This is a genomic window from Actinokineospora terrae (assembly GCF_900111175.1).
GTDB lineage: Bacteria > Actinomycetota > Actinomycetes > Mycobacteriales > Pseudonocardiaceae > Actinokineospora > Actinokineospora terrae.
The window spans coordinates 1-22,375 of the sequence record NZ_FOGI01000004.1 but is presented as its reverse complement, the minus strand read 5'-3'; the positions used below and the strand labels follow the sequence as shown (position 1 = coordinate 22,375).

At 69.5% G+C, this 22,375-nt stretch carries 21 protein-coding genes and 1 rRNA gene; 18 read left to right on the top strand and 4 right to left on the bottom strand.

Annotation, left to right across the window (positions count from 1 at the left end; translation table 11 throughout):
- The first annotated feature begins 26 nt into the window (after window positions 1–26).
- Window positions 27–674 carry an O-methyltransferase gene (locus BMY07_RS08575; protein WP_092777246.1) on the top strand — a complete coding sequence of 216 codons (648 nt, stop codon included), beginning with the start codon at window positions 27–29 and terminating at the stop codon, window positions 672–674.
- On the opposite strand, the gene BMY07_RS08570 is transcribed toward BMY07_RS08575, so the two are convergent.
- From BMY07_RS08570 to BMY07_RS08560, 3 genes are read right to left on the bottom strand one after another with little or no spacing between them, the layout of a single operon-like run.
- Window positions 671–1,411, bottom strand: coding sequence for an HNH endonuclease family protein (locus BMY07_RS08570; RefSeq protein WP_218150632.1), 741 nt, complete (start codon window positions 1,409–1,411; stop codon window positions 671–673). The genes BMY07_RS08575 and BMY07_RS08570 overlap by 4 nt on opposite strands.
- Window positions 1,408–2,766, bottom strand: a complete 1,359-nt coding sequence (locus BMY07_RS08565) for an AAA family ATPase (protein WP_092776242.1) — start codon at window positions 2,764–2,766, stop codon at window positions 1,408–1,410. The genes BMY07_RS08570 and BMY07_RS08565 overlap by 4 nt, the downstream gene beginning before the upstream one ends.
- 51 nt (window positions 2,767–2,817) lie before the next feature.
- Window positions 2,818–3,888, bottom strand: a complete 1,071-nt coding sequence (locus BMY07_RS08560; protein WP_245782280.1) for an FAD-dependent oxidoreductase — start codon at window positions 3,886–3,888, stop codon at window positions 2,818–2,820.
- Between the two features lie 347 nt (window positions 3,889–4,235).
- On the opposite strand from BMY07_RS08560, the gene BMY07_RS08555 reads away from it, so the two are divergent.
- The 3 genes from BMY07_RS08555 to BMY07_RS08545 all read left to right on the top strand — a co-directional run bounded on the left by BMY07_RS08555 (window position 4,236) and on the right by BMY07_RS08545 (window position 6,935).
- The gene (locus tag BMY07_RS08555; protein ID WP_342741528.1) at window positions 4,236–5,084 is read left to right on the top strand and encodes an amino acid ABC transporter permease; all 849 of its coding nucleotides are present in this window, start codon (window positions 4,236–4,238) and stop codon (window positions 5,082–5,084) included.
- Window positions 5,081–5,842: an amino acid ABC transporter ATP-binding protein gene (locus BMY07_RS08550; RefSeq protein ID WP_092776232.1), complete on the top strand. Its 762-nt coding sequence runs from the start codon at window positions 5,081–5,083 to the stop codon at window positions 5,840–5,842. Before BMY07_RS08555 ends, BMY07_RS08550 begins: the two co-directional genes overlap by 4 nt.
- Before the next feature lie 73 nt (window positions 5,843–5,915).
- Window positions 5,916–6,935, top strand: coding sequence for a transporter substrate-binding domain-containing protein (locus BMY07_RS08545; protein ID WP_092776229.1), 1,020 nt, complete (start codon window positions 5,916–5,918; stop codon window positions 6,933–6,935).
- Window positions 6,936–6,980: 45 nt separating this feature from the next.
- Here the strand turns inward: BMY07_RS08545 and BMY07_RS08540 are convergent, their stop codons facing one another.
- Window positions 6,981–7,679: a GNAT family N-acetyltransferase gene (locus BMY07_RS08540; protein ID WP_218150631.1), complete on the bottom strand. Its 699-nt coding sequence runs from the start codon at window positions 7,677–7,679 to the stop codon at window positions 6,981–6,983.
- A gap of 152 nt (window positions 7,680–7,831) precedes the next feature.
- Here BMY07_RS08540 and BMY07_RS08535 point away from each other — a divergent pair, with 152 nt between their 5' ends.
- The 14 genes from BMY07_RS08535 to BMY07_RS08470 form a co-directional block, all read left to right on the top strand.
- Complete coding sequence (locus BMY07_RS08535; RefSeq protein ID WP_092776223.1) at window positions 7,832–8,845, top strand: LLM class flavin-dependent oxidoreductase; 1,014 nt, start codon at window positions 7,832–7,834, stop codon at window positions 8,843–8,845.
- A gap of 166 nt (window positions 8,846–9,011) precedes the next feature.
- Entirely contained in the window at window positions 9,012–10,352 is a 1,341-nt protein-coding gene (locus BMY07_RS08530) for an NtaA/DmoA family FMN-dependent monooxygenase (RefSeq protein WP_218150630.1), read from the top strand.
- A 130-nt stretch (window positions 10,353–10,482) separates the two neighbouring features.
- Window positions 10,483–11,502 carry an N-acetyl-gamma-glutamyl-phosphate reductase gene (gene argC / locus BMY07_RS08525; protein WP_092776220.1) on the top strand — a complete coding sequence of 340 codons (1,020 nt, stop codon included), beginning with the start codon at window positions 10,483–10,485 and terminating at the stop codon, window positions 11,500–11,502.
- The gene (gene argJ / locus BMY07_RS08520; protein WP_092776216.1) at window positions 11,499–12,683 is read left to right on the top strand and encodes a bifunctional glutamate N-acetyltransferase/amino-acid acetyltransferase ArgJ; all 1,185 of its coding nucleotides are present in this window, start codon (window positions 11,499–11,501) and stop codon (window positions 12,681–12,683) included. Before argC ends, argJ begins: the two co-directional genes overlap by 4 nt.
- A complete protein-coding gene (gene argB / locus BMY07_RS08515) occupies window positions 12,680–13,561 on the top strand; it encodes an acetylglutamate kinase (protein ID WP_092776213.1) in 882 nt (293 codons plus the stop codon). Before argJ ends, argB begins: the two co-directional genes overlap by 4 nt.
- A gap of 2 nt (window positions 13,562–13,563) precedes the next feature.
- Window positions 13,564–14,769: an acetylornithine transaminase gene (locus tag BMY07_RS08510; protein WP_092776210.1), complete on the top strand. Its 1,206-nt coding sequence runs from the start codon at window positions 13,564–13,566 to the stop codon at window positions 14,767–14,769.
- Window position 14,770: 1 nt separating this feature from the next.
- Window positions 14,771–15,691: an ornithine carbamoyltransferase gene (gene argF / locus BMY07_RS08505; RefSeq protein WP_092776207.1), complete on the top strand. Its 921-nt coding sequence runs from the start codon at window positions 14,771–14,773 to the stop codon at window positions 15,689–15,691.
- Window positions 15,688–16,224, top strand: a complete 537-nt coding sequence (locus BMY07_RS08500) for an arginine repressor (protein ID WP_092776204.1) — start codon at window positions 15,688–15,690, stop codon at window positions 16,222–16,224. Before argF ends, BMY07_RS08500 begins: the two co-directional genes overlap by 4 nt.
- Window positions 16,217–17,413, top strand: a complete 1,197-nt coding sequence (locus BMY07_RS08495; protein ID WP_092776201.1) for an argininosuccinate synthase — start codon at window positions 16,217–16,219, stop codon at window positions 17,411–17,413. Before BMY07_RS08500 ends, BMY07_RS08495 begins: the two co-directional genes overlap by 8 nt.
- Window positions 17,414–17,500: 87 nt before the next feature.
- The gene (argH, locus tag BMY07_RS08490) at window positions 17,501–18,928 is read left to right on the top strand and encodes an argininosuccinate lyase (protein WP_092776198.1); all 1,428 of its coding nucleotides are present in this window, start codon (window positions 17,501–17,503) and stop codon (window positions 18,926–18,928) included.
- Window positions 18,901–19,626, top strand: a complete 726-nt coding sequence (locus BMY07_RS08485) for an SGNH/GDSL hydrolase family protein (RefSeq protein WP_092776196.1) — start codon at window positions 18,901–18,903, stop codon at window positions 19,624–19,626. The genes argH and BMY07_RS08485 overlap by 28 nt, the downstream gene beginning before the upstream one ends.
- Window positions 19,608–20,246 carry a DNA-3-methyladenine glycosylase gene (locus BMY07_RS08480; RefSeq protein WP_092776192.1) on the top strand — a complete coding sequence of 213 codons (639 nt, stop codon included), beginning with the start codon at window positions 19,608–19,610 and terminating at the stop codon, window positions 20,244–20,246. Before BMY07_RS08485 ends, BMY07_RS08480 begins: the two co-directional genes overlap by 19 nt.
- A gap of 48 nt (window positions 20,247–20,294) precedes the next feature.
- The gene (tyrS, locus tag BMY07_RS08475; RefSeq protein WP_092776187.1) at window positions 20,295–21,569 is read left to right on the top strand and encodes a tyrosine--tRNA ligase; all 1,275 of its coding nucleotides are present in this window, start codon (window positions 20,295–20,297) and stop codon (window positions 21,567–21,569) included.
- A 595-nt stretch (window positions 21,570–22,164) separates the two neighbouring features.
- A 16S ribosomal RNA gene (locus tag BMY07_RS08470) occupies window positions 22,165–22,375 on the top strand; the annotation flags it as partial.

Genomic DNA, 22,375 nt, shown 5'->3' with positions numbered 1-22,375 from the left:
GACCGCGTTCGGCTTAGATGGCGGCCATGGACATCGTTTCCCCGGCCCTGAGCGACTACCTGCTGGCCCACTCCACCCAGCCGGACGACCTGCTGCGCGAGCTGGCCGCCGAGACCGCCGCCGAGTTCCCCGACGCCGCCCAGATGCAGATCAGCCACGACGAGGGCGAGCTGCTGACCATGCTGGTCCGCCTCACCGGCGCCAAGTACGCCGTCGAGGTCGGCGTCTTCACCGGCTACTCCTCGATCTGCATCGCCCGCGGCCTCCCCGCCGACGGCCACCTCCTGGCCTGCGACGTCAGCGAGGAGTGGACCAAGATCGCCCGCCGCTACTGGGACCGCGCCTGCCTCACCGACCGCGTGGACCTGCGCATCGCCCCCGCCCTGGAAACCCTCCAGTCCCTCCCAGCCGACCCGGCCATCGACTTCGCCTTCATCGACGCCGACAAGAAGGGCTACCTCTCCTACTACGAGGAACTGGTCCCCCGCCTCCGCCCCGGCGCCCTCCTCGTCCTTGACAACGTCCTCCAAGGCGGCCGCGTAGCCGACCCCACCGCCACCAACGACACCGTCACCGCCATCCGCACCACCAACTCCCACATCGTCAACGACCCCCGAGTAGACGTCACCGTCCTCCCGGTCCGCGACGGCGTCAGCCTGGTCCGCAAGCGCTAGCGCGTGGTCAGGCGCGTGCGGAGGCCGGGGCGCAGCAGGACGGCCAGCAGTTCGGGTTGGTCGGAGAAGATCTCCTGGGCGCCGGGGCGGGTGCTGTAGCGGAGCATGGCCTGGACGACGTCGGCGAAGGGTTGTTCGCGGACCGTGCGGACGACGAGGTCCATGGTGTCGGTGTCGGCGGCGCGTTCGGCTGATTCCCAGCGGCCGAACAGGAGGCCGAGGGTGGTGCGGGCTTGTTGGCGCCCGCGGGTCAGGATGTCCCGGTTGAGCCCGCACACCTGCTCGGTCACCTCCCCGCGCTCGGTAAGAGCCCGGTATCGACCCAACGTCAGCGACAGGGCCAAGTGCTCGAACGGGTCGTCCACAGTTGGGTCGAGTAAGAGCGGCTTGCCCCGGGAGTCGCGTGGGAACTGGTCGCGCTTGTGGTGGCTGTTGCAGACCGAGCACGCCAGCAGGTGGTTGCGCCACGCGAAGGCCAACAGCGGAGTCAGCGCTACCGGCGAGAAGTGGTCGATGTCGGTGCCCTGGTTGTCGCCGCAGTACATGCAGCGTTCGCGGCCGGGGGCGAACTCGCGTAATCGGGCGCCGATCGACTGCCGCAGCTGCGCCCGCGCCTTCCACAGCGTCCTGGCCTTCGCGGCCTGCTCCTTGCGCGGCACCGCCCGCACCCCGTCGGTGGCGCGCTGCAACGACTCCGCCAGCTCCTCGGAGACCGGCGGCCGCTCCAACCGGATCATCGCTGCTCGTCACCCGCGATCAGCCGGGCCGCGACCTCGGTGACCCTGGCCGAGGGGGAGCTGGTCAGCATCTGCTTGAGCTCCCGGTACCGGACCCGTTCCTCCTCGTCGGCCACCCCGTCGAGCACCTTCAGCTCCAGCTCCACCAGCAGGTGCCGCAGCCGGATCGCCCGCTTCGAGTACGCGGTGTCCAGCCCGAACAGGTCCGAGAGCACCGCGTCGTCCCCGGTGCCGTAGACGATCCGCTCCCACAGGTCCCCGTCGACGGTCTGCGGGCTGATGTCCTGGTCCGGGCCGGGCAGCCGGATCAGCCCGGCCGGGTCGGCCGACTGGCAGATGTACGGGCTGTGCGTGGTCACGATGAACTGGATCTGCGGGAAGTGCTGCTTGAGCCACTCGCCGATCCGCTTCTGCCAGGACACGTGCAGGTGCGCGTCGATCTCGTCGATGATCACCACCCCCGGTACCCCGACCACCGTGCCCTCGTCGTCGAGCCGCAGGTCGCCGTAGCTCTCGTAGAGCTGCTTGAGCAGGTCGACCACCAGCGCCACCACGGTCCGGTAGCCGTCGCTCATCTCGCGCAGCGGGAACCGGTGGCCGTCGTCGGAGACCCAGAGGCCCTCGGAGTCGACCTCGTTGATCCGGTAGTCGTCGGGCAGCAGGCCGTCGCCGAGGATGCGCAGCGCGGACTCCTTGAGGTAGCGCGCGCCCTCCCGCCGCTCCAGCGCCCGCAGGTGCTGCTCGATCAGCCACGCCACGCCCTCGGCCAGCGACGCGTCCTCGTGGAACAGGCTGGCCATCCTGGCGACGCTGCCCGCGCCCAGCATCAGCCGCTGCACGTCGCCGGTGCCGCCGACCAGCCGCCGGAACGGCCCGTACGCGGCGCAGAACCAGCCGGACGGGTTGTCGTGCCACGGCCCGTTGCGCGGCGCCGTCTTCGCCCGGCCGTCCTCGCTGTGGTCCTCCAGCGACGGCTGCACCGGCCGCCTGGCCCACGCGGTGTCCTCCGCGTCCGCCGCGGTCCAGCGCAGCCCCGCCCAGAACGGCCGCTCCGGCGGGCGGCCCTTCTTGAACCGCTCGAAGTTCAGGTCGAAGGTCAGCTGGACGGCCGCCGTCGCGCTCGCCTTGCCGACCGAGATCCAGTTGTCGAAGTCCGCCACCAGCGTCCGCGCCGCGGCGGGCCCGCCGACGGCCAGCGCGATCCCGCGCAGCAACGACGTCTTGCCGGAACCGTTGCGCCCGGCCAGCACCGTCCACCCGGCGTAGCTGTTGTCCGGCCTGCGCAGGTCCAGGTCGACGGTGCGGCCGTCGTGGAAGCCCCGGACGTTCACCAGCCGGACCCGCGAGACATACATACCGCGACACTATCGCCTCGCACCGACAACCACCGCCGGTGACCAGGGGTTTCAGAGCGCGAAGCGGGCCGCGGGGCGCTTGCCGGTCGTGGCGAGGTCGGCCAACACCTCACCCACCGACGGGAGGAACTTGAAGCCGTGCCCGGAGAAGCCCGCTCCCACCACCACGGGCCCTACCCGGTCCAGGATGAAGTCCGAGTTCGTAGTGGTCGTGTAGGTGCAGCTGATCGGGGTGAAGGTGTCGGGATCGACGCCAGGTAGCCATGTCCGCGCGTAGTCCCGCAACGCGGCTAGCTGCCCGGGCTCGGGTAAGAAGTCGCGGTGATCCGGGTCGACCACCGGGCCCACACCGTGGAAACCCGCCTTGATCCCGTGCCCCGGCGTGGCCAACCCGTACACACCACTCGGATACGGCGCCTCTATGTGGTGCACGAACGAAGGCCAACCCGTTGTCGTAGAGGCGAAGTACGCGGGCTGCTCCTGGGTGACCCGTAGTGGCGGGAGGGTGATCACGCCGTCCAACAACTTCGCCGACCACGCGCCGACCGTCACGACCGCCGTCCGCGCGACCACCGTGCCGTCGCCTGTGTCCACCTCGACGAGGTCGTCTCTTACCCGCAACCGGGTGACCGGCGATTCGTGGCGGACTTCCGCGCCTGCCAACGCCGCCGCTGACTGCAACGCCGCCACGGCCGCGTCTGCGTCAAGCGTCCCGCTCACCGGGTGGAAGAAGACGTTTCCGTCGAACCGGATCCCCGGCCACCGCTCGCTCGCCTCGCCCGCGGGCACGAACGCGCCGGGACTTCCTGCCCCGGCCACCGCGTCGGCGAGTGCTGTCAACGGGACCCGGCCGTGGTCGACACCCCCGGTGATCTCCAACAATGCCGAACCGGTCACCGATTCGAGGTCCAGCCACAGCGGATGCGCCCGCCGCGCCAACTCGACGTAATCGGGTTCCGAGTACGTCACCCGGAAAATCCGCGACGCGCCGTGCGAGGCGCCGAAGGTGTGACCAGCGGCGAATCGCTCCAGCACCAGCACGTCCAGACCGCGTTCGGCCATTCGCCACGCCGCGGCCGAACCGACGCCGCCACCACCGATCACGACGACATCGGCGACCACGGCGAAACACCTCCCAAGCCTTGTCCGGCCCGGCCGATCCACTATGGACCACCGGACGGTTTCCATTCAGTTTCCGGACCCCGCTCGGGGTTGTCCACCAGACGATCATGGCTCTCACATGCTGAACACCGGTTCCTCGCCGCCCCGGGAGACCTAGCATCTGCCGCGTCCACCGCGCACCAATCCGTGGAGCTCCCGTGACTTCCTCCTCCCCACCGAAGCCATCCCAGGAAACCGAGTTACCCCAACCCGTGAAAGAATCTGCAGAAACTGCAGAAACCACGGATGACCTGGTCGACAAACTGGAATCGCGCCGGGTTGTCCCGCTGCGCCATCCGTGGCGGTGGGTGGCGAGCGCGGTCGTGCTGGTGCTGTTGGCCCAGGCCGCGCACGCGCTGACCACCAACGACGCCTTCCAGTGGGACGCGTTCGGCTACTGGTTCACCCGTCCGGTGGTTGTCGAGGGGCTGCTGCTCACCTTGCAGCTCACCGGGTTGTCGGCGGTTTTCGGACTTCTCGGCGGGATCGTGCTCGCGTTGATGCGCCTGTCGCGCAACCCGGTGCTGCAATCGGTGGCGTGGGCCTACATCTGGCTGTTCCGGTCGATCCCGCTGATCGTGCTGCTGCTGTTCCTGGCGAACATCACCGCCCTCTACGCGACCCTCAGCCTGGGCGTCCCGTTCGGTCCGTCGTTTGTGGAGTTCAGCGCTAACGACCTGCTCAGCTTCTACATGGTCGCTGTTCTCGGTCTTAGCCTCAACGAAGCCGCTTACGCTGCGGAGATCGTGCGTTCCGGCATCATCTCCGTTGACCAGAGCCAGTTGGAAGCCGCTTCCGCGTTGGGTCTGCCGAAGGGCCGTCAATACCGCAGGATCATCCTTCCGCAAGCCACTAGGGCGATCATTCCCGCTTACGCCAACCAGCTCATCGGGTTGCTCAAGGGAACCTCGGTCGTTTACATCACCTCGCTGCTGGAGTTGTTCGGCGTAGTGCAGAGCCAGGCCAGCATCAACAGCGGTCAGATCATCCCGCTGCTGATGGTCGGCACGATCTGGTACATCGTCCTCACCAGCCTCTTGTCGATCGTGCAGTACTACCTGGAGCGGTACTTCTCCCGCGGCGCACTACGGACCGTGCCGCCCACTCCGTTCCAGCGCTTGAGGTCCCGTCTGCGCACTACGGGGGTGGCACGATGACTGTGGCAGTCAACGTAAGAGGTGCGGTCAAGTCCTATGGCACCAACAGGGTCCTGGACGAGGTCGACTTCACCGCCCAGGCGGGCCAGGTCACCGCGATCATCGGACCGTCCGGGTCCGGGAAGTCCACTCTGCTCCGAGCGATCAACCACCTTGAGCCTCTGGACAGCGGTTACGTAACCGTTCGCGGTGAACTCATCGGCGTCCGGCTGCACAAGGGCAGGCTCCGCGAACTGAGCGAACGCGCCATCTTGCGCCAACGGTCCCGGATCGGGTTCGTGTTCCAGAGCCTCAACCTGTTCCCGCACCTGTCGGTCGTGGAGAACGTCATCGAGGCCCCTGTGGTCACCCAGCGCGTCCCCAAGCAGCAGGCCATCGCGCGGGCCAAGGACCTTCTGACGAAGGTAGGCCTAGCCGACAAGATCGACGCTTACCCGCGTCAGCTCTCCGGCGGCCAACAGCAGCGGGTCGCGATCGCGCGTGCGTTGGCGTTGGAGCCAGAGCTGATCCTGTTCGACGAGCCCACTTCCGCGCTTGACCCGGAGCTGGTGGGCGAGGTGCTCACCGTGATCCGCGACCTGGCCGCCGCGGGCACGACGATGATCGTGGTCACCCACGAGATCGGCTTCGCCCGCGAGGTCGCCGACCACGTCGTGTTCATCGACGCGGGTCGCGTCGTCGAACAGGGCCCGCCCGACCAGGTCCTCGTCGCGCCGCGGCACGACCGCACCCGGGAGTTCCTCGGCAAGCTCGTCTGATCACCGCCAGTCCGAACTCGTTGTGCCGAACGGGTTTTCCACCGCAGTGAAAGAAACGAAGAGAAGGACAGCCATGCCATCGTCGCGTAGATCCGTCCGGTTATCGCTGACCGCAGCCGCCTCGGTGGTGGCCCTGGCCGCCCTGAGCGCCTGCGGGTCCTCCGCTGCCCCGCCTGCCGCCGCGGTCGACGCCAGCGGCAACACCGTGGTCACCGTCGCCGCCAACACCGACTTCACCACCCCCGTGCAGCTGACCGTGCCCAGGGTCGAGGCGATCAGGGCGAAGCTGCCCAAGGCGGTGCTCGACCGCGGCACCCTGGTCATCGGCGTCGGCGGCCTGCCCAACAGCACCCCGCCGCTCGACCTCATCGGCTCGGACCAGAAGACCCTCACCGGCAACGAGCCCGACCTCGGCCGCCTGGTCGCCGCCGTGCTCGGGCTGACCCCGGACGTGCAGAACGCCTCGTGGCAGAACCTGTTCGTGCGGCTCAAGTCCGGCCAGTTCGACGCGGGCTTCTCCAACATCACCGTCACCGAGGAGCGCAAGGTCCAGGGCCTGGACTTCGCGACCTACCGCAAGGACAACCTCGGGTTCGAGGTGAACAAGAACACCACGTGGAACTTCGACGGCAACTACCAGAGCCTCGCGGGCAAGACGGTCGCGGTGAACACCGGCACCAACCAGGAGAAGATCCTGATCGAGTGGCGCAACAAGCTGCAGGCCGAGGGCAAGACGCTGGAGATCCGCAACTTCGCCGACACCAACAGCACCTACCTGGCGCTGTCCTCCGGCCGCATCGACGCCTACTTCTACCCGAACCCGACCGTCGCCTACCACGTGGCCAAGACGGCGTCGACGCCCAACCCGACCCGTAGTGCGGGCTCGTACTCCGGCGCGGGCGCGACCCTGCAGGGCCTGATCGCGGCCACCACCAAGAAGGACAGCGGCCTGGTCGAGCCGCTCGCCGAGGCCATCAACTACCTCATCGAGAACGGCCAGTACGCCAAGCTCCTCGCGGCTTACGGGCTCGATGACGAGGCCATCCCGAAGGCTGAGGTCAACCCGCCCGGCCTGCCGATCAACAACAGCTGACACGCCAAGAGGCCCTGGTTCCCGTTGGGAGCCAGGGCCTCTCCGCTACGCCGGTTGCACTACCGGCACGCGCACGGCGGTGAACCGCACGTGCCTGCGCAGCCGGAAGCCGAGCTTCTCGTAGAGCCGGATCGCGTTGGTGTTCGCCGCGCCGGTGTGCAGGAACGGAGTCTCGCCCCGCGCGCGGATCCCGGCCGCGACTGTTAGCACCAACCGTGTCGCCAGTCCCTGACCCCGGTAGGCGGGGTCGGTGCACACGGCACTGATCTCGGTCCACCCCGGCGGGTGCATGCGCTCGCCCGCCATGGCGATCAGCTTCCCCTCGTGCCGGAAGCCGTAGTAGTCGCCCAACAGGATCGTCCGCGGCAGGTACGGTCCCGGCTCGGTCCGCTTCACCAGGTCGATCATCTCCGGCACGTCCGCGGGGGTCAGCGGGATCGCCTCCGGGTCGACCGCGTGCGCCAGGTGGTCGTCCACGAGCTGCACGCCCGCGATGTCCAGCGTCGTCTCCCACGCCTCTTGCGGCTGCGGCAGCTGCGGGGACACCAGCACCTCTTTGCCAGGCCCGGCAAGCGCGGCGATGTCCTCCCACACGCGTGGGCCCGCGGTGGGGTCCGCGCCGAGGAACGGCGTCACGTCCACCGGGTACCGCGCGGCACTGCCGTGCCGTTCCGCGAGGTGCGCGTGCGCCCCGTTCAGCGACTCCCACACGACGTTGTCCAACACTGACTCGTCAGCGCTCACACCCGCTCCTCGCACAGCTCGACCGGCCGGGAAATCCAAACACAGCAGGCGTCCTGACCGCGGCTCTTATTCCCGTCACCAGCTGTTGTCTCACATGCTGGGTGACGTCTCCCGAGGTCTCTAGCCTCGGTTTTGAGCACTGGGGAGGGAACATGTTCTTAGCGGTAGAGCTCGACGGCGCGGGTGCACATCCGGCTGCCTGGCGGGCCAGCGGAGCGTCACCGGCATCGGTATTGCTGCCGAGCACCGTTCGCGAAGCGGTGGCACTAGCCGAGGAAGGTGGGTTCACCCTCGCCACGTTCGCCGACTCACCGGTGCCGCCCAGCAGTGGCGCCGACATCGCCGGTCGACTGGAGGCGGTGGGTCGGGCCGCGTTCGTGAGCACCACGACCCAGCGGATCGGCCTCGCGCCCTCGGTGTCCACCGCCACGACCGAGCCGTTCCACCTGGCCGCGCAGATCGCCAGCCTCGACCACGCCACCCACGGCCGCGCCGCCTGGGTCGTCGAGGGCGCCACCCCGGCCGAGCTCGCGACCGTGGGCACGGACGGGCCACCGGGGGAGGCCGCCGAGGTCGTCGCCGCCGTGCGCGCGCTGTGGGACTCGTGGGAGGACGACGCCGTCATCAAGGACGTCCCCACCGGCCGCTACCTCGACCCCGACAAGGTCCACCACATCGACTTCGAGGGCGCCACCTTCACCGTGAAGGGGCCGTTGATCACCCCGCGCCCGCCCCAGGGCCAGCCGGTCATCCTCGCCGCCGACACCCTCGACGTCCCCGCCGACATCACCCTGGTCGACGCCCGACCGGACCGCGCCGCCGCGGCCCGCGCCGCAGGTGCCCGGCTGGTGTTCGCGGAGCTGGAGGTGGTGCTGGACGCGCACAAGCCCGCCTCGGCCCGCTTGGCCGACCTGAACCGTGCGACCCCGTGGAGCACTTCCCGAACCCGCTACACCGGTTCCGCCGAGGGCTTGGTCGCTCTCCTCGCCACGCTTAGCGCCAACTTCGACGGCGTGCGCCTACACCCAGCGGTGCTCTCGGTAGACCTACCTGCGCTGGTCGAGCACGTACTCCCGGTACTGGACCTGTACCCACGCGGCGACACGCTCCGCGCGAGCCTCGGTCTGGCCAAGCCCGCCAACCGGTTCGAGGGAAGCACCCGATGACCAAGCCACGACAACGCGTCGGCTCCCTGCTTACCGGTGTCGCTCAGCGCTACCTGTGTTGGGACCCAGGCAACGTCGACCGTGTGCTGCCCGCTCTAGCCGCAGTCAGGTCCAGGAGAAGTGTCCGATTGGTCCGGCCCGCCACCTGCCTGGAGGGGAGTTCCCAGTGAGCCGTCCGCAACTGCACCTCGGCGTGTTCTACACCGGTGTCGGCCAGCAGTACGTGTGGTCGGACCCGGGCAACATCGACCACACCACCATCGACGGCACGCTGGAGATCGCCAGGACCCTGGAGCGCGGGCTGTTCGACGCGTTCTTCTTCGGGGAGGGTCTGCGGGTCCGCGAGAACCGGGGCCGCGTCCTGGCGACCGACGTCGCCGGGCGGCCGGACGCGCTCACCCAGCTCGCCGCGCTGGCCGGGGCGACCACCCACATCGGCCTGGTGGCGACCCAGAACACCACCTACAACTTCCCCGCCGACCTGGCCCGCAGGCTGTCCACACTGGACCTGCTGTCCGATGGCCGCGCGGGCTGGAACATCGTCACCACCGACAACGCCTGGACCGGCGCCAACTTCCGCCGCGGCGGCTGGCTCGACCACGACCGCCGCTACGACCGCGCCACCCAGTTCGTCGAGGCCGCGAAGGCCATCTGGTCCTCTTGGGCTGACGACGCCGTTGCCCCTGACTCCGCCGCTGCCAACTGGGCGACCCCTGGGTCTATCCGCGCCGTCGAGCGCCACACCGATCTGGTGGACCTGACTGTCGTCCCCACCCTGCCCCGCAGCCGTCAGGGCCGCCCGGTCCTCTTCCAGGCAGGCGACTCACCCGGCGGCCGCGACCTGGCCGCCCGCCACGCGGACGTCGTCTTCTCCGCCAACACCGAGTACGACAAGGCCGTCGCCTACGCCACCGACATCCGCCGCCGCCTCGCCACCTACGGCCGTTCCCCCGACTCGCTGCGCATCCTCCCCGGCGCCTCGGTCATCCTCGGCGCCACCGCCGCCGAGGCCACCGAACGCGCCGAGTGGCTCCGCCGCGAGCAGCTGACGCCACAACGCGCCATCGGCTTCCTGGAGCAGTACTGGGGCAAGGACCTCTCCGCCTACGACCCCCACGGCCCCCTCCCCGACATCGAACCCGACGCGGGCGAGCTGGACCCGTCCCGAGGCACCATCTCCATCGCCGACCGCACCGGCAAACTCGACCGCATCCGCACCTGGCGCGAGCTGGCCGAGGCCAAGAACCTCTCCATCCACGGCCTGGTCCTGGCCATCCACCCCCAAGACCGCTCCTTCACCGGCACCCCCACCCACATCGCCGACGAGTGGACCCACTACATCCAGACCCGAGCGGTGGACGGCTTCAACATCACCCCCCACCTCCTCCCCGCCACCATCACCGACATCGTCGACCTGCTCATCCCCGAACTCCAGACCCGAGGCATCTACCGGACCGAGTACACCTCCACCACCCTCCGCGACCACCTGGACCTGCCCCCGCTCTAGCAGGCCCGGCCGAGCTCCCGCCGCGACGACCAGGGACTTTGTCGCTGAACCGGGTGAAGTTCTGTGGCGCCGTTCACGATCGACCGCGCGGGCGTTGAGTGAGTTTGCATGAACGTGCATACTCATCCACATGACGGTGCGGGTGGCGGTGGCGGGGGCCAGCGGGTATGCCGGGGGCGAGGTCCTGCGGCTCCTGCTCGGGCACCCCGACGTGGAGATCGGGGCGCTCACCGCGGGCGGCAACGCCGGGGCTCGGTTGGGGCAGTTGCAGCCGCATCTCCTGCCGCTCAGTGACCGCGTGCTCGCCGAGACCTCCGCGGAGACGCTCGGCGGGCACGACGTCGTGTTCCTCGCGCTGCCGCACGGGCACTCCGCCGAGGTCGCCGCGCGGCTCGGGCCGGACACGCTGGTGATCGACTGCGGGGCGGACCACCGGCTGACCGACGCCAAGGACTGGGAGCGCTGGTACGGGTCGTCGCACGCGGGGCACTGGCCGTACGGGTTGCCCGAGCTGCCCAACGGGCGCGAGAAGCTCAAGGGGACGAAACGGGTCGCCGTGCCCGGTTGCTACCCGACTGTCAGTTCGCTGGCGCTCGCCCCCGCCGTCGAGCACGGTCTTATCGCCGACGAGGTCGTAGTCGTCGCGGTGTCCGGTACCTCCGGTGCGGGTAAGAGCCTCAAGACGAACCTCCTCGGCTCCGAGGTCATGGGCTCTCTCAGCGTCTACGGCGTCGGTGGCACCCACCGGCACACCCCCGAGATCATCCAGAACCTCAGCGCCATCGCCGGACGTAGGGTCAACGTCTCGTTCACGCCCGTCCTGGCGCCCCTCCCACGCGGCATCCTCGCGACCTGCTCCGCGCCGATCGTCAAGCCCGGCAACGTAAGGGAGATCTACGAGCGCGCTTACGCCGACGAGCCGTTCGTGCACCTCTTGCCGGAAGACCAGTGGCCCACCACAGCCGCCGTCCTCGGTTCTAACGCCGTCCAACTTCAGGTCACCGTTGACGAAGACCTGCAGCGGCTGGTCGTGGTCGCCGCTATCGACAACCTGACCAAGGGCACGGCGGGTGCCGCCGTGCAGTCCATGAACATCGCACTCGGCCTCCCGGAGACGGCAGGCCTGTCCAGCGTGGGGGTCGCACCGTGAGCGGGAACGTCAACCGGGACCAGGGAGTCGCAACGGCCGCCGGATTCCGTGCGGCCGGGGTCGTCGCCGGGATCAAGAGCAACGGCAAGCCCGACCTGACCCTGGTGGTCAACGACGGCCCGTCCACCGCGGCCGCCGGTGTGTTCACCCGCAACAAGGTCAAGGCCGCGCCCGTGCTGTGGTCGAGCCAGGTCCTCACCACCGGCTCCCTCAAGGCCGTCGTCCTCAACTCCGGCGGCGCCAACGCCTGCACCGGCCCCGAGGGCTTCCAGGACACCCACGCCACCGCCGAGAAGGTCGCCGACGTCCTCGGTGTCGGCGCCATCGACGTCGCCGTGTGCTCCACCGGCCTCATCGGCGAGCGCCTCCCGATGGACGCCGTGCTCTCCGGCGTCGACCTCGCCACGAAGGAGCTCGGCACCGGTGCGGCGGCGGGCCTCGCCGCCGCGACCGGGGTGATGACCACCGACACCGTGGCGAAGCAGACCGCGCTGACGCACCCGGACGGCTGGACCGTGGGCGGGTTCGCCAAGGGCGCGGGCATGTGCGCGCCGAACATGGCCACCATGCTCAGCGTCATCACCAGCGACGCCGTGCTCGACGCCGCCGTCGTCGACGCGTCGTTGCGCGCCGCGGTCGACGCGACCTTCAACCGGTTCGACGTCGACGGCGGCACCTCCACCAACGACACGGTGCTGCTGCTGGTCTCCGGCGCCTCCGGTGTCGAGGTCACCCCGGCCGCGTTCACCGAGGCCCTCACCACCGTCTGCGCCGACCTCGTCGCCCAGCTCCAGGCGGACGCCGAGGGCGTGACCAAGCACGTGACCATCACGGTGCGCGGTGCCGCGACCGATGCGGAGGCAGTCGCCACCGCGCGCACCGTCGCGGTCGACAACCTCTGCAAGACCGCGTTCTTCGCCAGCGACCCCAACTGGGGCCGCATCGCGATGGCCGTCGGCAACGCCCCCACCCAGTTCGACGCGGCCAAGCTGGACATCACGCTCAACGGCGTCACCGTCTGCCGCGCGGGCGGACGCGGCGAGGACCGCAACGATGCCGACCTGTCCGGTCGCGACATCCTCGTCGAGATCGACCTGCACGCGGGCGAGGGCACCGGCACCATCCTCACCACCGACCTCTCGCACGCCTACGTCGAAGAGAACAGCGCCTACTCGTCATGACCACCACCCCGGCCGAGAAAGCGGGCGTCCTCATCGAGGCCCTGCCCTGGCTGCGGCGCCTGCACGGCGCGCTGGTCGTGGTCAAGTACGGCGGCAACGCCATGGTCGACGACGACCTCAAGCGCGCGTTCGCCGAGGACATGGTGTTCCTGCGGCTCGCGGGCCTGCGGCCGGTCGTGGTGCACGGCGGCGGACCGCAGATCGGTGCGATGCTCAAGGCCATGGGCATCGCCAGCGAGTTCCGGGCGGGCCTGCGGGTCACCACGCCCGCGGCGATGGACGTCGTCCGGATGGTCCTCACCGGACAGGTCAGCCGGGAGCTGGTAAGCCTGCTCAACCAGCATGGTCCCTACGCGGTCGGTATCTCCGGCGAGGACGCGAGGCTGTTCACGGCCGAGCGCCGCACCGCCGTCATCGACGGCGAAGAGGTAGACCTGGGCCTGGTCGGCGATGTAGTCGCGGTCGACCCCGCAGCGGTACTCGACATCGTTGGCGCCGGCCGCATCCCGGTAGTGTCCACAGTGGCCGCTGACCTCAACGGTGTCACCCACAACGTCAACGCTGACACCGCCGCCGCCGCGCTAGCGATCGCGTTACGTGCGAAGAAGCTGGTTGTCCTGACGGACGTGGAAGGTCTCTACGCGAACTGGCCGGACCGCTCGTCCCTGCTGCACGAGATCCGCGCGACCGAACTGGCGAAGCTGCTGCCCGGGCTGGAGAGTGGCATGGTCCCCAAGATGGAGGCCTGCCTGCGCGCGGTCACCGGCGGCGTCCCGCGCGCGCACGTCATCGACGGCAGGCTCGCGCACTCGGTTCTGCTCGAAGTGTTCACCAGCGGTGGCGTCGGCACGATGGTGCTACCGGACGAGGGGGAGTAGTCATGATCGGGTCTAACCTGGACGGACAGGCGCGGTGGAAGTCCGCGCTGATGGACAACTACGGCACCCCCGGCATCGCGTTGGTGCGCGGCGAGGGCTCCTACGTGTGGGACGCGGACGGTAACCGCTACCTGGACCTCGTCGGCGGCATCGCGACCAACGTCCTCGGCCACGCGCACCCCGCCGTCGTCGCCGCGGTCAGCGCGCAGATCGCCACGATCGCGCACACCTCGAACCTCTACGTGAACCCGGTCGCCGTCGAACTCGCCGAGGCGCTGCTGGGCGTCGCCGGCCTCGACGGTTCCGCGAAGGTCGTGTTCTCGAACTCGGGCGCCGAGGCCAACGAGGCCGCGTTCAAGCTGGCCAGGCTCACCGGCAGGCCCAAGGTCGTCGCCACGCACGGCGCCTTCCACGGCCGCACCATGGGCTCGCTGACCCTCACCGGCCAGCCGCCCAAGCGCGAGCCGTTCCAGCCGCTGGTCCCCGGCGTCGAGCACATCCCGTTCGGCGACGTCGCCGCCCTGCGCGCCGCCGTCGACGCCGACACCGCCGCGGTCATCCTCGAACCGGTCCTCGGCGAGGGGGGCGTCGTCCCGGCTCCCGACGGCTACCTCCAGGCGGCCAGGGAGATCACCAGCTCCGCGGGCGCGCTGCTCATCCTCGACGAGGTGCAGACCGGCATCGGCCGTCTCGGCAGCTGGTTCGCGTTCCAGCAGGCGGGCATCACCCCGGACGTCTTCACCCTCGCCAAGGGGCTTGGCGGCGGTCTGCCCCTTGGCGCGTGCATCGCTGTCGGCGCTGCCGCTGACCTCTTCGCCCCGGGCCACCACGGCACCACCTTCGGCGGTAACGCTGTCTGCGCAGCGGCCGGTCTCGCCGTCCTACGCACCATCGCCGCCGATGGCATCCTGGAGCACGTTTCGGCTCTGGGTAAGGACATCGCCGCGGGCATCGAAGAACTCGACCACCCTCTTATCGCGGGCGTGCGAGGTAACGGCCTACTGCTCGGAGTGGCGCTGACCGCCCCGATCTCCGGGGCCGTCGCCACCGCCGCGGCCGCCAAGGGCTTCCTGGTCAACAACGTCCAGGCCGACACCATCCGCCTCGCGCCGCCGCTGATCCTCACCGAGGAGCAGGCGGGCGAGTTCGTCGCGGCCCTGCCCGGCATCCTCGACACCGCCGCCGACAACACCCCGGTGGAGGCCTGAGATGCCCAGGCACTTCCTCCGCGACGACGACCTCACCCCCGCCGAGCAGGGCGAGATCCTCGACCTCGCCGACCGGCTCAAGGTCCACCCGCTGACCCACCGCCCGCTCGAGGGCAAGGCGGTCGCCGCGATCTTCGAGAAGAACTCCACCCGCACCAGGGTGTCCTTCGAGGTCGGCGTCGCCCAGCTCGGCGGCACCTCGGTCATCGTCGACGGCCGCACCATGCAGCTGGGCCGCGAGGAGACCATCGAGGACACCTCCCGGGTGCTCTCGCGCTACGTCGACGTCGTCGTCTGGCGCACCTATGCCCAGAAGCGCATCGAGGCCATGGCCTCGGCCGCGAGCATTCCCGTGGTCAACGCGCTCACCGACGAGTTCCACCCCTGCCAGGTCCTCGCCGACCTGATGACCATCCGCGAGCGGCACGGCAGGCTCGCGGGCGTCACCGCCACCTACCTCGGCGACGGCGCCAACAACATGGCACATTCGCTGCTGCTCGGCGGCGCGACCGCGGGCATGCACGTCCGGGTCGTCTCCCCGGCCGGGTTCGAACCCCGCACCGACATCCTCGCCGACGCCACCAAGCGCGCCGAGGAGACCGGCGGCTCGATCACCGTCCTCGACGACCCGCACGCCGCCGTCGACGGCTCCGACGTGCTGGTCACCGACACCTGGACCTCCATGGGCCAGGAGAACGACGGCCGCGACCGGGTCAGCTCCTTCCGCACCCTGCGCGTCGACGCCGCGCTGCTCGAGCGCGCCGCCCCCGGCGCCATCGTGCTGCACTGCCTGCCGGCGCACCGCGGCTGGGAGATCACCGACGAGGTCCTCGACGGCCCGGCCAGCGCCGTCTGGGACGAGGCGGAGAACCGGCTGCACGCGCAGAAGGCCCTGCTCAGCTGGCTGGTGACACACCCGTGACCACCTCGGCCGCGACCAGGGCCGCCCGGCAGGCCCGCATCGTCGAACTCGTCAGCGAGCGGGCCATCCGCAGCCAGACCGAGCTGGCCACGCTGCTGCACGCCGAGGGCATCGAGGCCACCCAGGCCACCCTCTCGCGCGACCTCGACGAACTCGGCGCGGTCAAGCTGCGCGGCCACGACGGCGGCGCCCCGGTCTACGTGATCCCCGAGGACGGCAACCCGGTGCGCGGCGTGCAGGGCGGCACCTCCCGGCTGACCCGCCTGCTGGCCGAGCTGCTCGTCTCCGCGGACGGCTCGGCCAACCTGACCGTCCTGCGAACCCCGCCCGGCGCCGCGCAGTTCCTGGCCAGCGCGATCGACCGGGCCGCACTGCACGAGGTCGTCGGCACCATCGCCGGTGACGACACCCTCATGGTCATCTGCCGTGAACCGGTGACCGGTCTCGAACTGGCCGACCGGTTCACCGCCATGGCCGCCCGCACGCCCGCGGGCACCAACGACGCGGCGAAACGAGGAGAGAACAATGAGTGACAGGGTGGTCCTGGCCTATTCCGGTGGGCTCGACACGTCGGTGGCGATCGGCTGGATCGCCGAGGAGACCGGCGCCGAGGTCGTCGCGGTGGCCGTCGACGTCGGCCAGGGTGGCGAGGACCTCGACACCATCCGCAAGCGCGCGCTGGAGTGCGGCGCGGTCGAGGCCGTCGTCGCCGACGCGCGCGACGAGTTCGCCGAGCAGTACTGCCTGCCCGCGCTGCAGGCCAACGCCCTCTACCAGGACCGCTACCCGCTGGTGTCAGCGCTGTCGCGCCCGGTGATCGTCAAGCACCTGGTCGAGGCCGCCAAGTACCACGGCGCGGGCACCGTCTCGCACGGCTGCACCGGTAAGGGCAACGACCAGGTCCGCTTCGAGGTCGGCATCGGCGCTCTTGCGCCCGACCTCAAGGTCATCGCCCCGGTCCGCGACTTCGCCTGGACCCGCGAGAAGGCCATCGCCTGGGCCGAGGACCGCAACCTGCCCATCGACGTGTCGAAGAAGTCGCCGTTCTCCATCGACCAGAACGTCTGGGGCCGCGCCGTCGAGACCGGCTTCCTCGAGGACATCTGGAACGCCCCCACCGAGGACGTCTACGACTACACCGCGAACCCGGCCGAGCCGCGCGACGCCGACGAGGTGGTCATCACCTTCGACAAGGGCGTCCCGGTCGCCATCGACGGCGAGACCGTCACCGTGCTGCAGGCCATCCAGGAGCTCAACCGGCGCGCGGGCGCCCAGGGCGTCGGCAGGCTCGACATGGTCGAGGACCGCCTGGTCGGCATCAAGAGCCGCGAGGTCTACGAGGCGCCGGGCGCGATCGCGCTGATCACCGCCCACCAGGAGCTGGAGAACGTCACCGTCGAGCGCGACCTGGCCCGCTTCAAGCGCGGCGTCGAGCAGCGCTGGACCGAGCTGGTCTACGACGGCCTGTGGTTCTCCCCGCTCAAGGAGGCCCTGGACACCTTCATCGCCCGCAGCCAGGAGTACGTCACCGGCGACATCCGGCTCGTGCTGCACAGCGGCCGCGCCGTGGTCAACGGCCGCCGCTCCGAGCAGGCGCTCTACGACTTCAACCTCGCCACCTACGACGAGGGCGACACCTTCGACCAGTCCCTGGCCAAGGGCTTCGTCCAGCTGTGGGGCCTGCCGTCGAAGATCGCCGCGAAGCGCTCCCTGCACCACTGAGCGCTGCTCCACTGATGACTCTCGCCCGGGCGCGGTCAGGCCTACCTGCCGCGCCCGGGGCTATCCCGTCAAGGAAGGACTGTTTCGTTGAGTGAGCAGGAACCCACCGCGTTGTGGGGTGGGCGGTTCAGCTCCGGACCCGCCGAGGCCATGGCCGCGCTGAGTCTGTCGACCCACTTCGACTGGCGTCTTGCCAGCTACGACATCGCCGGGTCACGAGCGCACGCGCTGGTCTTGCACCGCGCGGACCTTCTTACCGACACCGAGCTGGCCGGCATGCTCGAAGCGCTGGACACGCTCGAACGAGACGTCCTCGACGGTTCCTTCACCCCCGTCGCCGCGGACGAGGACGTGCACACCGCCCTCGAACGCGGCCTGATCGACCGCGCGGGCACCGAGCTCGGCGGCAAGCTCCGCGCGGGCCGCTCCCGCAACGACCAGATCGCCACCCTGTTCCGCATGTACCTGCGCGACGCGGCCAGGGGCGTCGCGGGCGGCACCCTCGACGTGGTCGCGGCCCTGGTCAGCCAGGCCGACCGGCACCCGAACGCCGCCATGCCCGGCCGCACCCACCTGCAGCACGCCCAGCCGGTGCTGCTGGCCCACCACCTGCTCGCGCACACCCAGGCCCTGCTCCGCGACGTCGACCGCCTCCAGGACTGGGACCGCCGCGCCGCCGTCTCGCCGTACGGCTCCGGCGCGCTCGCGGGCTCGTCGCTGGGCCTCGACCCGGCCGCGGTGGCCGAGGAACTCGGCTTCGACGCCCCCACCGAGAACTCCATCGACGGCACCGCCTCGCGCGACTTCGCCGCCGAGTTCGCCTTCGTGGTCGCCATGCTCGGCGTCAACCTGTCCAGGGTCGCCGAGGAAGTGATCATCTGGACCACCGCCGAGTTCGGCTACGCCACCCTCGACGACGCCTGGGCCACCGGCAGCTCGATCATGCCGCAGAAGAAGAACCCGGACGTCGCCGAGCTGACCAGGGGCAAGTCCGGCCGGATGATCGGCAACCTCACCGGCCTGCTGGCCACCCTCAAGGCGCAGCCGCTGGCCTACAACCGGGACCTGCAAGAGGACAAGGAGCCGGTCTTCGACTCCGTCGCCCAGCTCGAACTGCTGCTGCCCGCCCTCGCGGGCATGCTCGGCACCCTCACCTTCGACACCGACCGGCTCGCCGCGCTCGCCCCGGCGGGCTTCACCCTCGCCACGGACATCGCCGAGTGGCTGGTCCGCTCGGGCGTGCCGTTCCGGATCGCCCACGAGGCGGCGGGGGAGTGCGTCCGCAGGGCCGAGGCGCGCGGCGTGGGCCTCGAGGACCTCACCGACGCGGAGCTGGCCGAGGTGAACCCGGCGTTGACTCCCGAGGTGCGGGACGTGCTGACGGTCTCCGGCTCGATCGCCTCGCGCGACGCGTACGGTGGGACCGCGCCGCAGCGGGTCGCGGAGCAGCGGGACCGTGTCGTGCGACGAGTCGAGGAGTACCGGACGTGGGCGGAGCAGGTCATCCGGAAGTAACCCGCGTCCTGTTCGTAGGCAACAGCTTCACCTACTTCCACAACCTCCCCGAGGTGGTGGTCGCCCTCGCGCGACCCGACCGCGCCGTGTCGGTGGCGATGCTCGCCGCCCCCGGCGCGATCCTCGGGGAGACGTGGGCCAGCGGGGCACTGGAGGCGGCCTTACGCGAAGGCGCCGACTACGTCGTGTTGCAGGAGCAGAGCACTCTAGGCGGCGACCTGGTGGTCGACGGGATACCCCGGCCGCAGGACCCCGCCAAGTTCCACGCCGCGGTGCGCAGTGCGGTAGCCGACATCGTCAGCGCCAACGCATCAGCCACGCTCTACCTGACCTGGGCCAGGCAGGACGACCCTGACGCCCAGCACGCCCTTACCGAGGCCTACACCTCGATCGGCAAGGAACTCGATGTCGCCGTCTCGCCCGTGGGCATCGCCTGGCAGACAGCACTAGCCGAACGACCCGACTTGATCCTCCACGACGAGGACGCCAGCCACCCAGCCGCGGCAGGCTCTTACCTTGCCGCGTGCGTGCTGACCGCGACCCTCTTCGGGCTCGATCCACGAGGGCGCACCCGACGCGTCACCGGCCAGGCCATCGACTCCGAAGGCGTCCTCGGTAACCCCAACGGCACACTGATCGACCTGTCCGAAGCTGACGCCACCTACCTCCAGGACGTCGCGTGGCGGACAGCCTGCTGACTCGCGAAGAACTCGCGATCGATCCCGTGGACGCCGCCAAGCTCCTCCTCGGCGCGATCCTGGAAGCGGATAGCCCTGACGGCACCGTGCGGGTCCGCGTCGTCGAGGTAGAGGCCTACCGAGGCGGGGACGACCCGGCATCGCATTGCTACCGTGGTAAGACCCCACGCAACGAGGTCATGTTCGGCCCGGCCGGGTTCCTCTACGTGTACTTCGTCTATGGCATGCACTTCTGCGCCAACGTGGTCTCCCTGACTGATGGCGTCCCCGGTGCCGTGCTCCTGCGCGCCGGGGAGGTCATCGACGGCGTTGACCTGGCACGCGCGCGTCGACCCGCGTCCCGCTCGGACGCCGAACTCGCCAAGGGGCCTGCCCGGCTCACCTCGGTGCTCGGCCTGGACGCGGCGCACAACGGGCTCGACCTGACCGACCCGGGTTCGCCCGTGCGGCTCCTTCGCGGCGAGCGTGTCCCGGAGGAGCGTGTACGCGTAGGACCACGTGTCGGCGTGGCCGTCGCCATCGACGTCCCCTGGCGGTTCTGGGTCGACGGCTCCAAGGCCGTCAGCGCCTACCGGCGTGGCGGTAAACGAGGCGTCGTGCGGGTCGTACCTGGCCCTTAGCCCAAACCCGGTGGTCGCCTGCCAGTGCCGGGAGGGAAGATAGCCGCCGTGAGTGAACACATCCTCGACGAGTTGACCTGGCGCGGCCTGATCGCGCAGTCCACCGACCTCGACGCGCTGCGCAAGGACCTCGACTCGGGGCCACTCACCCTCTATGCGGGTTTCGACCCCACCGCGCCCAGCCTGCACGCGGGCAACCTCGTCCCGTTGCTCATGCTGCGCCGCTTCCAGCGCGCGGGACATCGGCCGATCGTGCTCGCCGGTGGCGCTACCGGCATGATCGGCGACCCGCGGGACACCGGTGAGCGCACGCTCAACACCCTCGACGTGGTCGCCGAGTGGGCCGAGCGCATCCGCGGTCAACTGGAGCGGTTCGTGGACTTCGACGACTCGCCCACCGGCGCGGTCGTGGTCAACAACCTCGACTGGACCCGCGAGGTGTCCGTCCTGGACTTCCTGCGCGACATCGGCAAGCACTTCTCGGTCAACGTCATGCTCGCCAGGGAGACCGTCAAGCGCAGGCTCGAGTCGGACGGCATGTCCTACACCGAGTTCAGCTACCTGCTCCTGCAATCGCACGACTACCTGCGGCTGCACCAGAGCCACGGCTGCAAGCTCCAGGTGGGCGGGTCGGACCAGTGGGGCAACATCATCGGCGGGGTAGAGCTAACGCGCCGGATGGCGGGAGCCTCCGTGCACGCGCTCACCGCGCCGCTCGTGACCGACGCGGAGGGACGCAAGTTCGGCAAGTCCACCGGCGGCGGCAACATCTGGCTCGACCCGGCTCTGACCTCGCCGTACGCCTGGTACCAGTACTTCGTGAACGTGGGCGACGCCGATGTCTTGCGCTACCTGCGGCTCTTCACCTTCCTGAGCCAGGAGGAGATCCAGGCCCTGGAGCAGGACACGACTGAACGTCCCCACCTGCGCTCCGCGCAGAAACGCCTGGCGGAGGAGTTCACGACCCTCGTGCACGGCGAGCGGGAGACCACGCAGGTGAAGGCCGCGAGCCAGGCCCTCTTCGGCCGGGGGGAGCTGGCAGAGCTGGACCTGTCGACCCTGGACGCGGCCATGGCCGAGGCCCCGACCGGCGAGGTGCGCCTGTCCGAGGCGCCCACGATCGTGGACCTGCTGGTCGCGTCCGGTCTCGCGGACAGCAGGGGAGTGGCCAGGCGGACGGTCAACGAGGGTGGCGCCTACGTGAACAACGCCAAGGTCACCGACGAGGCGTGGACCCCGGCGAAGGAAGACCTGCTGCACGACAAGTGGCTGGTGCTGCGCCGTGGCAAGCGGAATACGGCGGGGGTCCAGGTCCAGGCCTGAGCCCATCCGAGTGGTCCTCCGGTGGCCGTCGACCTCCCCAGGTCGGCGGCCACCGGTGTTTTCCCAGGTCAGAGGCCTCTCGTAGCGACCAAACCGACCGGCTGGGAGAAAGTTGATGTGACGGCGGCCACATACACAGGCCTCCAGGGGTGGGTTACGGTGGTTTTGCGGCCCGACGCAGGGGTGGTGACCTGCGGTTTCACCCTGTGGTGGGTCCCTGTGGGTGCGATTTGACCCTGGGTTTGTGGCCGTGTAACTTTCTCTCTGTCAGCGCGACACGGGCCGGGAAAACCGGAACGAGCGCCAGACGGAGCAAGACCTCGAGTCAGACTTCCGAGGGGTGCGAACCAAGCTCCCGCCGCAGGGTGGTAGAGTGGGCGCCCTCGAAGGTTTCGAGACACAAGCCACAGCAGTACCAGCCTCTAGCGAGGCCGCCCAGCGCGGTTGACCTGGATGTGCGTGTGTTGTTTGAGAACTCAACAGTGTGCCGATTTAAGCCAGTAGAGCTTGAATGATTGAACCCCATTTGTGGGTTCCTTTGAGATGAATTGATGCCAGTTTGGTGTCTTTTTGTCAGGCAATAACTCTTAAAGCATCTTTGGAGAGTTTGATCCTGGCTCAGGACGAACGCTGGCGGCGTGCTTAACACATGCAAGTCGAGCGGTAAGGCCCTTCGGGGTACACGAGCGGCGAACGGGTGAGTAACACGTGGGTAATCTGCCCCATACTCTGGGATAAGCCCGGGAAACTGGGTCTAATACCGGATATGACCCTGCACCGCATGGTGTGGGGTGGAAAGTTCCGGC

Bases quoted from the DNA above. Each gene is read 5' to 3' on its own strand.
- BMY07_RS08575 (WP_092777246.1), top strand. From the start codon at position 27: ATGGACATCGTTTCCCCGGCCCTGAGCGACTACCTGCTGGCCCACTCC.
- BMY07_RS08570 (WP_218150632.1), bottom strand. From the start codon at position 1,411: ATGATCCGGTTGGAGCGGCCGCCGGTCTCCGAGGAGCTGGCGGAGTCG.
- BMY07_RS08565 (WP_092776242.1), bottom strand. From the start codon at position 2,766: ATGTATGTCTCGCGGGTCCGGCTGGTGAACGTCCGGGGCTTCCACGAC.
- BMY07_RS08550 (WP_092776232.1), top strand. From the start codon at position 5,081: ATGACTGTGGCAGTCAACGTAAGAGGTGCGGTCAAGTCCTATGGCACC.
- BMY07_RS08545 (WP_092776229.1), top strand. From the start codon at position 5,916: ATGCCATCGTCGCGTAGATCCGTCCGGTTATCGCTGACCGCAGCCGCC.
- BMY07_RS08535 (WP_092776223.1), top strand. From the start codon at position 7,832: ATGTTCTTAGCGGTAGAGCTCGACGGCGCGGGTGCACATCCGGCTGCC.
- argC (WP_092776220.1), top strand. From the start codon at position 10,483: ATGACGGTGCGGGTGGCGGTGGCGGGGGCCAGCGGGTATGCCGGGGGC.
- argB (WP_092776213.1), top strand. From the start codon at position 12,680: ATGACCACCACCCCGGCCGAGAAAGCGGGCGTCCTCATCGAGGCCCTG.
- BMY07_RS08510 (WP_092776210.1), top strand. From the start codon at position 13,564: ATGATCGGGTCTAACCTGGACGGACAGGCGCGGTGGAAGTCCGCGCTG.
- argF (WP_092776207.1), top strand. From the start codon at position 14,771: ATGCCCAGGCACTTCCTCCGCGACGACGACCTCACCCCCGCCGAGCAG.
- BMY07_RS08495 (WP_092776201.1), top strand. From the start codon at position 16,217: ATGAGTGACAGGGTGGTCCTGGCCTATTCCGGTGGGCTCGACACGTCG.